Below are 14,831 nucleotides of genomic sequence, written 5' to 3'. Positions count from 1 at the left end.
ACCCCGGAGGAGTTCCGGAATCAGGCCCTCGCGGCCTAGTCGCTATTTAGGGCGTCCAAGATTTGGGACGCAGTTCACAACGGGACGGGCCTTTTCTGTTTTCGAATGTCAGGAGTGACAAGCGCAGCTGTTAAAACTGACAGTCAGCGCACGAACGCTAATCCACGCGCTTGTCGCCCATAAAGAAGAGCGCCACCGTACCAGGTCCGGTGTGCGAACCGATCAGAGTACCGATGTTATTGATCTCAATCTTGCCTTTAAGCTGCGGAACCTGTTCCTCAATCAGCGCCGCAACGGCCTCGGCATCCTCGCGGCACGCCGAGTGCGACATGATGCACTTACCCGAATAATCCGCACCGTCCTGCACATGTGCCATCATGGTCTTAGCCATCTCGGAAATCGCGCGCTTCTTAGTGCGAATCTTCTCACGTGGCGACAGTCCACCTTCGCAATCGACCGTCATAAGCGGGCAAATCTTAAGCGCCGTGCCGATGATCGCGCTCGCAGCCGAAATGCGACCGCCGCGCAGGTAGCTCGACAGATCGGTCGAGAAGAACCAGTGGTGAAGGTTGAGTTTATGCTCCTCAATCCAAGCGGCCGTCTCGTCGAGCGAAGCGCCGCTATCGCGAACGTCGGCGGCACATTCCGTCAGCAGGCCAAAGCCCGAAGACGCCGCTAACGAATCGATGACGCGCACCTTGCCGCCCTGGGGATAGCGATCCGCGAGCATCTGCGCCGCAACGCAGGCCGATCCATACGTGCCCGAAATACCCGACGACAACGTCAGGTGCAGCACGTCTTTACCCTCGGCAACAAACGGCTCCCAAAACTCCTCGTACTCACCCACGCTCACCTGAGACGTCTTGGGCATGGCGCCCGCGGCAATCTGGGCAAAAAACTCGTCCGGCGTAATCGACTGATACAGATCGTCCGTATAGACAACATCGTCAATCTCGTAATGAAAACACACGACAGGGATATTGCGCGACGCGAAGAACTCACGGGTTCGATCGGCGGCGGATTCACAGGTCAGGACAAAATCACTCATATGAGGCTCCTTAAGTATTGCTGCGCAAATTATCGCACAGCAAGCCTAAATACGATACATATGTCCGCTATTTACCAATGCGAACCATTTGCATCCAATATCTTTATCATGAACATCCTCATCCCCGCCATGGGCCAACGTGGGCAAAATCACCCGCTTCGTCTCCACTCAACCGCCATATCTACCTCAACTAAATCGATTTACCAAACCGTTCAGCCGACAATTCAGCCGCCGGCGCAAAATCGAAACAAAGCCGGCGCATACTGGTAAACGCTTGACGCTGTTTTATCAGTTTTACCATCCATATCGGAAGGTGTTTCATGGTCGCATTCGATCGCAATCCGCAAGACTTTAAATATCTGCGTCTGTTGTCGAGACAATTTCCCACCGAGCAATCCGCGTTTACCGAAATTATCAATCTCTCGGCCATTCTCAACCTGCCCAAAGGCACCGAGCATTTTATGAGCGACGTGCATGGCGAGTACGAAGCCTTTATGCACATCCTCAACAACTGTTCGGGCGTCGTGCGCGAACATGTCGACGAGATTTTTGGCGACACGCTCACGTTTGACGAAAAGGGCGAGCTGTGCACGCTCATCTACTACCCGCGCGAGAAGATCGAGCTGGTCCGCAGCAAGCGCGAGGACTCGCCCACCTGGTACAAGACCATGCTCGACCAACTCATTGTGGTTGCCCGCTCGCTTTCGAGCCGCTATACGCGCTCCAAGGTGCGTAAGGCCATCCCGCGCGATTACGCCTACATCATCGACGAGTTGCTGCACACGCATCCGGACGAGAACAACTATCGCGTGCGCTATCACGAGCGCATCGTTGGGTCCATCCTAGAGACCGCAAGCGCCGACGACTTTATCGAGTCGCTCGCCTCGCTCATCAAGCGCCTGGCCGTCGACCACCTGCACCTGGTGGGCGATATCTTCGACCGTGGCGGCGGCGCTGCCAAGATTATGGACCGCCTGCTCACCTACCATTCGCTCGACATTCAGTGGGGTAACCACGACCTACTGTGGATGGGCGCTGCGGCCGGTGAGCCTGCCTGCATCGCCACGGTGCTGCGCAACAACCTGCGCTACGACAATTACGAGATCCTCGAGAACGACTATGGCATCTCGCTGCGCGAGCTTGTCGCCTTTGCCGATGCCACCTATACCGCCGGTGAGCCCATCAGCCCGCTGATTAAAGCCATCAACGTCCTGCTCTTTAAGCTCGAGGGCCAGATTATCCAGCGCCACCCCGAGTTCGACATGACCAACCGCCTGCTGCTCGACAAAATCGATCACGACGCCGGCACAGTCACGCTTGCCGACGGCAGCGTGTGGCCGCTCACGACCAGCGACTTCCCCACCGTCGACCCGACGGACCCCTACATGCTCACGCCCCAGGAGCAACACATCATCGACAAGCTCGTGTCCGAGTTTGTCACCGCCGACCACCTGCATCGCCATATCGATTTCCTCTACACCCACGGCTCGATGTATAAGGTCGCCAACGGCAATCTGCTGTTCCATGGCTGCGTGCCGCTCAACGAGGATGGTACCTTTAGCAGCATGAACTGCCTGGGCGCCTGGCACGCAGGCCGCGATTATCTCGATTTTTGCGACCATATCGCCCGCCGAGCCTGGCGCGTCGGCGACCACGATGCCCTCGACTGGATGTGGTACCTGTGGATCGGCTTTAACTCACCCGCCAGCGGACGCCTGGTGCGTACCTTTGAGCGCGCCTATATCGCCGATAAGAGCACCTGGGTCGAGCCGATGGACCCGTACTTTACGCTAACCAAGTCGCCCTCGGTCTGCGACGACATCATGCGCGAGTTCGGCGTTGCCCCCATGGCATGTTCGCCGACCGGTCACATCATCAATGGCCATACGCCCGTCAAGACTACCAAGGGCGAGCAGCCCATCCGCGCCAACGGCAAGCTGCTGGTCATCGATGGCGGTTTCTGCCGCGCCTACCATCCCAAAACAGGCATCGCCGGCTACACGCTCATCTCGAGCTCGCGCGGATGCCGCCTCAAGTCGCACCAGGCCTTTACCACCGTTGCCGAGGCGCTCACCCGCAATATCGATATCGAGAGCGAGACCAACCGCTTTGACGAGGCCGACCGCCGCCGCATGGTAAGCGACACCGATACGGGTGCCAAGATCCGCAGCCAAATCCAGGACCTACGCCAACTGCTCGATGCATATAGAAACGGTGCTATCGAGGAGCGCGCCTAGCTCCACCCGTGGGGATTGGCTAAACTTGCTGAGTTCGTCATCCCCACGGCGCTGCGGCGCCACCCTAAGGCAGGTACCATGCAAAAGCTCTTTGCGCAGATCATGAAGTTTGGCGTCGTCGGCGTCATTGCCACCGTCATCGACTTTGGCATCATGAATCTGCTCCACTACGGCCTGGGTCTTAACATCCTGATCGCCAATACCAGCGGCTTTATCGTTTCGCTCATCTTTAACTACGTCGCGAGCATGAAGTACGTGTTTGCGCACAAGGAGGGCATGAGCCGCCGCCGCGAGTTCATTATCTTTGTCGTGCTGTCCGTGATCGGTTTGGCTCTCAACGACGGCATCGTACTGGCCCTCAACGCCGGCCTGGGGCTCGAAGCCAATATCGCCAAGATTTGCGCCACCGCACTGGTCATGGTCTACAACTTTGTAACCCGAAAGATCTTCCTGGAGGGCGAGGAGACCAAGTAACCCGGCCTCCTCGTTGCACTACGGGGCTCACGGACGATGTGCGTCGAGCGCTGCGCTGTTCGTGGGCCTTGCTCGTTTACGGAAGGATTTACAACGTTTGCGGATTGTCTCTTGCAAATTTGGCGAGTTCGTATAGTTCTTGCCAAAGACCTTACGTTTCCCATGCAAAAGCTCTAAAGTATCCTCTGCTCGATTCGTCAATGCATTGGATGTGATTACGTGCGCAAGGCACTGGCACAACCTCATACCAAGCAGTTCTTCAAGTTCGCTGTCGTGGGTCTTATCTCCTTTGGCATCGACTGGGGTATGCTCATTGCGCTCGTCGAGCTGTTCCACCTTGACTTTTTGATGAGCACCACGGTCTCGTTTACCACATCCGTCGTGGTTAACTACTGGCTCAGCATGAAGTACGTGTTCGACCACCGCGAGGGCATGAGCCGCAAGCGCGAGTTCACGATCTTCACCATCCTGTCGGTGATTGGCCTGGGTCTCAACGACCTGTACATGTTTGTGGGCGTCACGTTTTTGAGCATCGGCTACCAGGCCATGAAGGCCATCGCCACGTTCCTGGTCACCTGGTACAACTACTTTAGCCGCCGCCTTTTCCTCGAGGGCGCACAGTCGTAGACGACCCAACATAATCTCGCTTCGCAGCCGGCTGGAATTCACGTTCCAACCGGCTTTTTGTTTACAGAGAGACCCGGCGACCCAGTCCCATTCGCATGAAATACGGGCGGCTCGGATGTTGGTCCGAACCGCCCGTTTGGCGCGTTATGTCGAGGCATCTAGCCCGTTACGTAATACCAAACGACTGTGTCGCCATTGGAGAGAACGTAGTTGCTGCAGGCCGTGTTGGGCGTTGCGCCGTTGACGGAGTACATCCAGCCGCTCGTGCCGCCGTGCTCCTTCTCGGCCAAGCCGCCGATAGCGGCGACATACGTGCCGTACGACGTGCCGCGCGCATTCACGGAAAGCCCTAGGGCGCACAGGGCATCGTAGACCGTAGCGCCCTTGTTAAAGGTGAAGGTGCCACTAGAAGACACAGGATTGCCCACAGCGCTCGATGTGACCGAGACCGTTACCGTGACGTAGCCAGGCTGCTGCGAGCCGTCCTGATTGCCCGCAGAGGCGCCGCCACTGTTGGATGCAGACCCACCGCCGGACGCCGAGTCGCTGCCCGAAGAAGAGCTCGATCCACCGGCGAATTCGGAGCCCTGTCCGGCAGACGTGTTGCTGGACTTCTTGCCGCCTTTGCCTTCGGACTTCTTCTCCTTCGAATCCTTGTCAGACTTCTTGTCCGAAGATTCAGACTTGTCCTTGGAATCAGATTCATCCGAGTCCTTGGACTCGGAGTCCACAGCGTCAGAAGACGAGGAGCCCGCTGCCTCCGTCTTGCGAGAGGCGGTAGAGCCAGAGCCGGCAACGCTCTTCCCCGCCACGGCCCGAGCGATCCAATCGATGGACCAAGCACCGCTGGAAGAAGGTTGGACAAAACCCAGCGACACAACGATCAAGACGATGCAGACGGCCGTCAGGGCGCCAAAAAGCGCCTTGCGCCGAGGGGCGGACGCCGCCGAAGCGGCGTCCTTTTTCTTTGCATCGTCAAGCTGGATGAACGACGAGTCGGGCTGCTTGGACTCGGCGTCCTGAGGCTTATTGGACACAGCCCTCACCTACCGACGCTTGGTAAACACGAACACACCGATGACTGCGAGACCGATCACGCCGGCCGCCACGCCAACAATGGCGAGCGGGTTGAAGCCAGACTCCTGTGCCGGAGCAGCAGCGGACTTCTTAGCAGCGGTCGTAGCAGACGAGCCCGTATCGGACTTGCCATCCTTCTTGCCGGACTTATCGGAATCCTTCTTGGAATCCTTATCGTCCTTGGTCTCGGTCGTGGTGGTCGTGGAGACCGGCTTCTGACCCGGCGAGACAGCACCGCCGGACTGCTGCCCGTTCGTACCGTTGCCAGAACCGGAGCCGCCATTGCCGCCAGAACCGCCGTTGTTGTCAGCGGCCTTCTTGATCCACTTGGCATACAGCGTCATATCAGCCGTCACCGCAACGCTAAAGTCATACGCCTTTGTACAAGCTTCATCGGTGTACCAACCAGCGAAGGTATAGCCCTCGCGCGTCGGATCGGTCGGCTTGCTGACAGTCGAGCCCGAAGCGGGGGTCTGACCATTGACCGACGAGCCGCCCTGAGCATCAAACTTGACGCGATGTGCCTGAGATTTCACACAGAAGAGATGGCCCGAATCGTTGGTGTAATACAGATTGCCGAACTGATCGCAGACAACCGAGGCCATGCAATAGTTGGCATATCCAGAACCGGGAACGAACACCTCGGTTGCCTCGGCATCGCCCAGCTTGTACATGTACACGCCACCGCCGGTAGTGTAGTTAGGCCAATTGCCCTTGGCGCCGTTCAAGGTGAAATATACGTACGTCTCGCCATCATGTGTTGAGACGAGCGGCGTGCCCTTGGACTCAAAGCCAAGCTCTTCGCCATTGGCCTTCGTAATCTGCTTCACACTCATATCGGAGAGGTCAATGATCGAAAGCAGGCCCTTAGCCTTAGCCTTAGCCTTAGCCTTGGCCTTGGCCTTCCAATTGTTCACGGTTGTCCCGCCAATAAAAGCATACTTACCACTGAAAACGGGCGTCGAAGTCGAATAAGCGGCAAACTGAACTTTCGCGGCCTCAGTAATGGAACCATCGGAACCAATGGTCAGCTTGTGCAACGTACCATCGTCGCGCGTAACAGCATATATATAACCGTCATGAACGGTAAGCGCCGAACGGATGTTGCCACCAGACAGCTTAATCGAACCAACAAGCTTTGACAGATCGGCAGAATATACGCGCACCTGGCCATAGTCGCCGCCAACGACATAGTAGCCATTTACCATCAGGCCGCCAGACCAGTAGTAACCTCCGTCAGCGACGGAGGCGCTACCGGCGATGGCGCCCGTGTGAATATTGATGCGCCTGACCGTACCGTTTTGCACGTCATTGCCATTGCCAGACCAATAATCAAGGGTGTTGATATAGACGTAGTCGCCGTCAACGGTCAACGAAGACAGGTTCTGCTTCGTAAATGCATCGGAATACCAAAGCGTCTCAAACGTTTTCGCCGAAACAGCCTGCAGATAGCCGCCGGAAAGCGGAATCAAAATAATGCCTTGCGCAATAACAGGACGGCAGGTGGTATCCATGGAAGAGCCAAGCTCAAGAGATCGCAGAACGGAACCCGTCTCGGGATCAATCTCATTCAGGACAGCATTCCACGTCTTTCCACCCCATACCGAAGCGCCCGTGACAAGGTATACCTTTCCGTTCGCGACAATGGGGTCAGACGCAGAGGCGCTTGCACCTGCCTTCTGCTGCTCTTCGGTCAGAAGATTAAGTGCCCAAGAAGGCGTATCGGTCTTTGTTGTAGGCGTAAGGGCGTCCGTCGAGGATCCCGAGCCACCGTTCGCAAAACCATTCCATGCCGCATCGACATCGGGATGCTCCGTTCCGGGATTGGTAGCAGGAGCCGTCGAGGGCTTCTGCGTGCCGTCACCCTTAACATAACGGAACTCGACGCAATCGCCGTTCTTGAGGTAGTAGCTCGGAGCACCGACGCTCGCATACCCATTGTTTACAAAGAACGACCAGTAGCTGTACGGCGCGGCGCTCGTTGTGCTCAGCACGCGGCCATCGGGCATCGTCGCACTCGTAAGACCCCATGCATTTGCTTCGAGGTTCGTGCAACCGGCAGCCGTCATAAGCTGCTCGAGCACCGACTCGGCCGTCGTGTCTTCGTCGGCAGGAAGCGTGAGCTCGGTCAAGGGCGCCACCGATTGCTCGGTATAATCGCCGTCAGCATCACTTGCGGAAACGCCCGTGACCTTGGCCGTCACCGTAATGGTCTTGCCCTCGTTCGGGTTGTCGAGCCCCGTCGTTCCCTTGACGTTTACCGTCGCAGAAACATCCAAGCCGGCAAGCACCGCGTAGTCCGAATTGTCGGGATAGCGCTCGGCATAACGGGCAAAACGCTCACTCTTCAGACGGCCGCTAATTGTGACTTTCGTGTTGTATTCGGGCTGAGTGAAGATAAGGTTCTCATGCGCGATAACCCTCGGTTTGCTCGACTTGAGCAAACGATAGGTGTTCTCCGTGCCGCCGGGGAGCTCACTGAACACGAAGCCGTAGTGGCCTGCAGCCTCTTCGGAGGAATAGCACCAGTTAACTGCATACCCCTGACCGTACACCTTCAACGGCGCATGCAAGTTCCCCGTTACATTGGACGCATCCTGCCCGTCAAGAATACCCTGAGAGAATGTTGACTTTGCAAGGCTCAGGTGGAACAGCTCGGCATCGAGCTCGTTCTGGTCCTGCGGGGCAATCGCAAAATCGAGGGTCTTACTAGCCGTGACCTCGGCGTTAGACTTATCGGTCACCGTGAGGGTGATCTTGGTCTTCGCTGCCTCGGTGCCAGGCAGCGGCTGATAGACCGTGCCCTTGTAACCGTTGAACGTGATGTCATCGGTGCTGGCGGAGTACTTGACCTCGTAATACTTGCCGTCGATTTTGAGCGTGCTCGTGCGCGGCATCTGCAGGTCGGCGGTCAGGCCATCCTTGTTGGCGGGCGCGTCGGTGCCGGAGTACTTGATGTTGCCGTAGGTAAAGGCCGCATCGACCTTCTCCTGCAGCGCCTTCTTGTCGGCAGCGACCTTCTCGGGATCGCCCTTGACGGTCACGGTGAAGTCGTGCGAGCCGGCAAGCTTGATGTCGCCGCTCGTAACCGTAACTTTGGCGGTCAGCGCCACGTCTCGATCGCTCGATGCGCGCGAAACCTTACCCGTCTTATCTTCCCAGCTATAACCAGAAACAAACAGGCGCTCGGTATCGGAGCTTGTCCATTCAACAGAGAATTTCTTTGCGGAACCCGCCTTGTACGGAAGCGTGACATTTTGGGTCACGCCATCGGCGGACTCGCCCGCCGCGTAGCCAATCTGCAGGGATTCGGCGGCTCCGTCAAGAAGGTCTTGCAGTTTAGCCTCGTCCCAAGCCACCTGAACCGTCTTGTTGGGCTGGTAATACTCGGTCTTCTCGCCGTCACGCGACAGCTCAAACACCACATCGGCACTACGCAGACCGTCGATGTTGTAACCGGTGTAGTCGTTGGGGTCAATGTAAAAGAACGTCACATCGCCGTTGGTCTTATCCTGGGCGTCGGAGATACCGACCGTGGCCTTGTTATCCTCAGCCTTAAAGGCAACGCCGCCCTCGGAGACCTTGACGTCGATATCGGTGAAGCCCAAATCGGCAAGCTGCGCCTTCAGAACATCGTTGACGTTGCCGCCCTTGGCGCTGTAATCAACAGCGATCTGCTTATTGGCATCGTTGAGCTTTTGGACTGCAGCCTCGAGCGAGCCCGCGGCGATAACCTTGTTGGCGGAGACGAGCTCGACCGTCGAGCTACCGCTCGTGGCGACAGCCTTCAGATACTTGCCCGCGGCAGAAGCCGAAACCGTCGCCTCGGCGCCCGACATATCGGACAGCAGCGTCCAGTCAGCCGCGGGAGCCTTCGCGTCGTCCGCCGCATACCAGGCAACAGTCGCCTGGTCGGTGACGTCGATACCGTTGGTGGCCGAACCGTCGGCGCGCTTGGCCTGCGCCGTCGCCTTGACGCTATCACCCGAGGCGAGATGGACCGAATCGCTATTGATCTGCGGGCTGGCGATCACGCGCAGCAGGCTATACTCCCCCGCCGCGGTGACGCTATCGGACGAAACCCATTCAACCGTGTTGTCGAGAGCGCTCGCCGTAACTTTGATGCGCCTGCCGACAAGCGCATCCGTAAGAGTCAGGCTGCCATCGGTCTTATCGATGCCGTCGGTGAGCTCGGTCCAATCGGCATCGCCCTCGCCCTTGGCATACCACGCCATGGTCAACTCGGCATCGTCGGGCACGTCCTTCGTCGAGCCCGACCAGCTACCCGGAACCTGCACGCTCGGTGTGATCTTTGAGCCCACGCTGAGCGTAACGTTCTTATCGGCAAGCTCAATGCCCGCCACCTTGTACTGGCCCTTAAGCGTCACGGGGCCGAGCGGGGCAACGGACTGCGCGCCGCCGTAGGAGCTCTTCTTCTGCGTGCTGGAAACGGTGTTTTCGCTCGTCACCTTCACGCGCAGATACTTGCCAGCATAGGCGGCATCAACGGTATAGGTGGCCTTGGTAGCACCGGGGATATCGGTGTAAGCGGAGTCGTAGCTCGAGCTGCTATTTGCATACTGCCACTGGTAGGTCACGTTATCGGTGCGGTCGATATAGTTGTAGCGCGAACCGTCCTTTTTGCGCACCTTAGTCTTGAGCGTATCGCCTACGTGCACGCCATTGGTAGCAGGAGAACCCTCGAACTGCACGTCATAGAGCTCCACTTGGCCCGCGACGGAAACGGGACCCACCGCATAGTACGGCTTCTGCTCGCCATAGCCGCCGTTGGCCTTGGCCACGACGTAGTAGCCCTTAAGGGCGGCGGTCACCGTCAGGGTGTTACCGGTCTCACCCTTGATAGGCGTGTCGCACTTGCTTGCGGTGTTCGAGGTGCCCTTATACCACTGCCACGTGACATGCGAATCGGCGGTAACGTCGGTGGAACCCGCCTTGGCGGTCGCCGTAATCGTAGAACCAACCTCGACTTTGCCCGAAGTCGGGCTCATAGTCACGCTCGTAACATTAATTGAACCGGTAGCCGCAACGAGAGCGCCCGTGTTGTTGGCCATGCTCGAAGAGCCGATCTTCGAGGACACCTTGCACTTGAGGTACTTGCCACCTAAAGCGTCGGTAAGCTCGAGGGTCTCACCCGTGGCACCCGCAATGTCGGTATACGTGCCACTCTTGGTGTCAGAGCTCTGCCACTGATAGTTGAGCTTGCTCGCGTCGACGAACGCGCCGTACGCGCCGCCCTTCTCCTTAGCGCGGGCCTTAGCGGTATCCCCCACCGCAAAGACGCTCGTATCGTCCTTGGTATTGATGATGGACACGGCCGAAATCTCAACCGCACCGGCCTGTTTGACCTTGCTGGAAGTGGTCTTGTTCACCGTGTTGACGCCAGCGTTGGCCTCGACCCTGATGTACTTGCCCTCAAGGTCGTCGCCCACCACGAGCGAAGCACCCGTCTTGCCCTCGATCTTGGTAAAGCCCGAGTACTGCGAGGTGGATGCGGACCACGTGTAGGTAACCTTGGCGTCGGCGGGGGCTTGCTGATAATAGCTTATGTACGGAGTCGCCGTCAGGGTGTCGCCTATGCTCGGCGTGTCGCTACTCAGCTTGACGTTGTTAAGCTCCATCTGCCCGGCACCCAGCACGGGACCGGGGATGTTGTTGGCATTGATACCCGAGCCGGAAGAAACGGACGGCCCGTAGTAGTCCTTGCCATCAACCGTTACCCTGCAGATGAAGTATTTGCCTTCCATCGCGGCGGTGACGGTGAGCGACTGCTCGTGGCCTACGACCTCGGTGTAGTCGGCGACATTGCTGCTGGCCCTAGTCGTACCGGCGAGCCAGGTGTAAGTCCAAGTGCCGGGATTGGCAACGGACTCAGTCGAAGTGCCGTACCAGTCGTCCTCGACCTCATCGTACATATTTGCCCAAAGCGTCTCACCGGCCTTGAGCGCGCCCGACTTCGTGGAATAGGAGCTGTCCTTATCCTTGGTATCCTGGATGAAGACCTTGGCCTCGCTCGAAAGCGTTGTGGCAGACGCGGCGGCAACGGCGTTCTTCTGCTCCGAAGCAGCAGGCGTCGCAGCAGAGTTCTCGGACTCAGTCGCGTTGCCTGCGGCGGTGTCGGCACCATTCGCGGCACTCGCAGTTGCGCCCTGATCTGCGCCGGCGTCATCGGCAGCGGCGCTCGCCGCCGCACTGTTCGCGCCGGTGTCGGCAGCGGTGCCATCGTCGGCCGCCGCGCCCTCGCCGCCCGTCGCAGCCTGCGCCACGGCCTCGGCAATGCCCTCGGCGCCCCCGGCCCAAAGTTGCGCCGGCGTGGTGCCAAAAGCCATGGCAAAAGCCAGGAACGCCACCAGACCGCGCTTGGCTACGCCGCGGGCAATCGCTCCATGACGACGCCACGAGGCGCGTTGGCACTCATCCTCAAACATATCCATTTGTCTCCTATTGTCTGAACTTGGGACATTGCCCAGCGGCTGCCCCACGTCATCGCGCATGTTGCGCTCGAGTTCCCCCATCGGGGTCCCCCTTCCCTCCAGAGCCCAACGCGTACCGGCGGCATGCGCCGCGGTCGCGCACAAGATGGGAGGCGATCCGACTTAACCTTACCGACCCGGGCGCGCCGTCCGATCTGCGACGCGACCATCCCGGGCCAAGAGGAATTACGGTTACTGGTACAGCCGGGGACTTGCACCCCGATTCTCCCAAACGCACAGGAAAACCGCGCATTCGTGCGTCTCCGCACCACCATCTAGGCCATCGATTATTACTGTCGATATGGTAGCACGCAAAAGGGGCCCGCACACAGGCGAAGCCCAAGGTAAAAGCTATGGTTTGCGATAGGAAGGGCTGTCGGCGGACCTTGCAAGAATAGCCCGTTTCAAAACTATGCCGGATTACGGGGATGATTCAGCACCTCGCAACCATATCTGCCATTTTCGAAAACCAACGACTCATCTACCTGCGGTTTTAAAAGCGCGAATTTCGGCATGGTCGAGGTTCGGCACTCCAGCCCCGTAAACCGGCATAGTTTTGTTCGGACCAGCCCACGCCGGCGCGACGCAAGGCAAAATAACCCGTTTCCCCGACCCCGGGAAATCGTTAATGCTTGCCGCCGTGACTGTTGCGCCAGATCTCGCGGCCCAGCATCAGCGCCAGCACCAGCGCGCTCACGTAGCCCATAAAGCCAATGACCGGGATACCAAACACAACCGGCTCGATACGCGCGTAGTACACCACCGACGAACCGATAAACAGACCGGCAATCACAATTGCCATCGACATGCGGTCGATAATTCCACCCAGCTGTCGCAGCGCCTTATCGCTGCTCATAATCTGCGTGTTCACCTTAAGCTGGCCGCGCGTGAGCATACGCGACGCCAAGCCCAGATACTCGGCCGCCTCGAGCGAGCCTTTTGCCGCGCGATAGCTGCTCGCGGCAAGATCGCGCCCCATATCGCGCATGCGCGCATAGGTGCTCTTCTCGTTTTTGATGTGCGTCTGGATAATCTGGATCATGTTGACGTTGGGCATGTACTCGGTCAGCAGACCCTCGAGTGTCACCATGCCGCGGGCAAACATCGTCACCACACTCGGCAGCTCAACGTCGTTTTTGCGCGCCAGGTTTAGCAGCGAGGTCAAAAACTCGCCGATATCCAGGTCCCTAAGGTCGAGGCCCGCAAAGTCGGCAACGATAAAGTCCAAATCGGACAGAAAGGCCGAATGGTCGAGCTCGGCCGAGTCGCCGCGCGTCACGGCAAAGCGCATAAGCGAATCCTTGAGCTTGGGCACGTCGCCCTCGGCCACGGCGAAAATCATGTCCTTAACGATACCGCGGTCGTGGCTCGACATGCGCCCAACCATGCCCAGGTCAATAAAGTAGACGATGCCGTCCTTGAGGATGATGTTTCCCGCATGCGGGTCGGCATGGAAAAAGCCGTCATCGAGCACTTGCGTCGAATAGTCCTCGACAATCGCCGAGCCGATCTTTTCCAGGTCATAGCCCTCGGCCACCAGGCGCTCGGGATCGGCAATCGAGATGCCGTCAATGTAGTCCATGACCACGACGTGCTCGGTGCAAAGGTCCAAGTAGGATTTGGGACACGACACGCCATGGACGCTCTTATGGAACTCATAGAAATCGTTGAGGTTTTTGGCCTCGGCCAAAAAGTTGGTTTCCTCGCGAAACGAGGTCCACAGCTCTTCGACCACGCCGTGCAGGTCAACAAACTGGTCGGTGTTGACGAACTTTGAGACGATACGCACCACCGAACGGATGATGTCGATATCCTGAGCCATCACCTGCTGCGCGCCGGGGCGCTGCACCTTAACGGCCACGTCCTCGCCGGTCACCAGGCGGGCACGGTGTACCTGCGCGAGCGACGCGCTTCCGAGCGGATTGGGGTCGATCGCGTCGAACATCTGCCCCAGGCGCTGGCCGTACTCCTCTTCCAGACACCGGAGCACTACCTCATACGGCACCGGCTCTACATCGGAGCGCAGACGACGCAGCTCGTCGCAAAACCGCTGCGGCAAAATCTCGGAGCGGTTAGCCAGAATCTGCCCCATCTTGACGAACATAGGGCCGAGCTCTTCAAGCAGACGACGCAGGCGCACCGGCGTGAGGTTGTCCCACACGCGATACTTTTTGATCAGGCGAACGATCTGCCCAATGCGCTCACGACGACCTGCCGGCGTGAGCTGGTATTCCTCATCCGGCGCCATCGCGTCGGGCTCCTCGGGGACCATATCGACAGCGCGCGGCTTCTTGCGAGCGCCCGAGACGGCGGCATCGACCTCGTCGACAACCGCCGCCTCGTCACCCAAGGGATCTTGATTGTTGTAATCGGTGGTGGAATCTGCCATCTGCGCTACTACTCGGCCTCTTCGGCATCCTCTGCATCGTCGGGCTCAACAGACTCGACGGGCACCGAAGTCACGTTGTCCTCGACCGAATCGACGATGTCGCGCACATGGGCCAGGAAGGCCGTACGCTCGGGGGCGGTCATAACGCGGACGCGCGCCAGGATGAGCTCATCGAGCACGCGCTGCGCCGCAGTCTCGCCCTGCATGCCCAGGCGCTCGGTCAGGTCGGAGATGGTGCCACCCGCCTGCTCGAACATATCGGACACGCTGCGGGCGATATCGGGGGTGCCGGCATCCTTGCGGACCTGCTCGCCCTTGGTACCGAGGTCGTCGAGAACCTTCTTGCCGCCCTCGACGGCAACGGCGGCGGCGCCGAAGCCCACGTTGATGGCACCGTTAACAAGCTGATCGAGTTTCATAACCATGGTTGGCTCCAATCATGAACAACTGCATTGGACTTCTTGTACCCAAGATTGAGTAAACGACAC

The 14,831-nt window shown here is 58.5% G+C and carries 8 protein-coding genes; 3 read left to right on the top strand and 5 right to left on the bottom strand.

Annotated features, from left to right (window positions below):
- Positions 1-157 precede the first annotated feature (157 nt).
- Complete coding sequence (locus PMW67_RS06160; protein WP_271739123.1) at positions 158-1,048, bottom strand: DegV family protein; 891 nt, start codon at positions 1,046-1,048, stop codon at positions 158-160.
- Positions 1,049-1,368: 320 nt separating this feature from the next.
- Between PMW67_RS06160 and PMW67_RS06155 the strand changes: the two genes are divergently transcribed.
- The 3 genes from PMW67_RS06155 (at position 1,369) to PMW67_RS06145 (ending at position 4,386) form a co-directional block, all read left to right on the top strand.
- Positions 1,369-3,285 (top strand): fructose-1,6-bisphosphatase, encoded by a 1,917-nt coding sequence (locus tag PMW67_RS06155; RefSeq protein WP_271739122.1) that lies wholly within the window; start codon positions 1,369-1,371, stop codon positions 3,283-3,285.
- 78 nt (positions 3,286-3,363) lie between these two features.
- Positions 3,364-3,759, top strand: a complete 396-nt coding sequence (locus tag PMW67_RS06150) for a GtrA family protein (protein WP_271739121.1) — start codon at positions 3,364-3,366, stop codon at positions 3,757-3,759.
- Between the two features lie 219 nt (positions 3,760-3,978).
- On the top strand, positions 3,979-4,386 hold the full coding sequence (locus PMW67_RS06145) for a GtrA family protein (RefSeq protein ID WP_271739119.1): 408 nt from the start codon (positions 3,979-3,981) through the stop codon (positions 4,384-4,386).
- Between the two features lie 158 nt (positions 4,387-4,544).
- On the opposite strand, the gene PMW67_RS06140 is transcribed toward PMW67_RS06145, so the two are convergent.
- The 4 genes from PMW67_RS06140 to PMW67_RS06125 all read right to left on the bottom strand — a co-directional run bounded on the left by PMW67_RS06140 (position 4,545) and on the right by PMW67_RS06125 (position 14,768).
- A complete protein-coding gene (locus PMW67_RS06140) occupies positions 4,545-5,423 on the bottom strand; it encodes a DUF4430 domain-containing protein (protein WP_271739117.1) in 879 nt (292 codons plus the stop codon).
- Between the two features lie 9 nt (positions 5,424-5,432).
- Complete coding sequence (locus PMW67_RS06135; RefSeq protein WP_271739115.1) at positions 5,433-11,915, bottom strand: InlB B-repeat-containing protein; 6,483 nt, start codon at positions 11,913-11,915, stop codon at positions 5,433-5,435.
- Between the two features lie 664 nt (positions 11,916-12,579).
- A complete protein-coding gene (locus PMW67_RS06130; protein ID WP_271739113.1) occupies positions 12,580-14,343 on the bottom strand; it encodes an ABC1 kinase family protein in 1,764 nt (587 codons plus the stop codon).
- An 8-nt stretch (positions 14,344-14,351) separates the two neighbouring features.
- Positions 14,352-14,768 (bottom strand): hypothetical protein, encoded by a 417-nt coding sequence (locus PMW67_RS06125; RefSeq protein ID WP_117637319.1) that lies wholly within the window; start codon positions 14,766-14,768, stop codon positions 14,352-14,354.
- Positions 14,769-14,831: the final 63 nt, after the last annotated feature.

Source organism: Collinsella aerofaciens (genome assembly GCF_028209395.1).
GTDB classification, from domain to species: Bacteria; Actinomycetota; Coriobacteriia; order Coriobacteriales; family Coriobacteriaceae; genus Collinsella; species Collinsella aerofaciens_AZ.
This window is presented reverse-complemented; position numbering and strand designations above follow the sequence as displayed.

Coding starts and splice junctions, on each gene's coding strand:
- PMW67_RS06150 (WP_271739121.1), top strand. CDS start 3,364: ATGCAAAAGCTCTTTGCGCAGATCATGAAGTTTGGCGTCGTCGGCGTC.
- PMW67_RS06130 (WP_271739113.1), bottom strand. CDS start 14,343: ATGGCAGATTCCACCACCGATTACAACAATCAAGATCCCTTGGGTGAC.
- PMW67_RS06160 (WP_271739123.1), bottom strand. CDS start 1,048: ATGAGTGATTTTGTCCTGACCTGTGAATCCGCCGCCGATCGAACCCGT.
- PMW67_RS06155 (WP_271739122.1), top strand. CDS start 1,369: ATGGTCGCATTCGATCGCAATCCGCAAGACTTTAAATATCTGCGTCTG.
- PMW67_RS06125 (WP_117637319.1), bottom strand. CDS start 14,768: ATGGTTATGAAACTCGATCAGCTTGTTAACGGTGCCATCAACGTGGGC.
- PMW67_RS06135 (WP_271739115.1), bottom strand. CDS start 11,915: ATGGATATGTTTGAGGATGAGTGCCAACGCGCCTCGTGGCGTCGTCAT.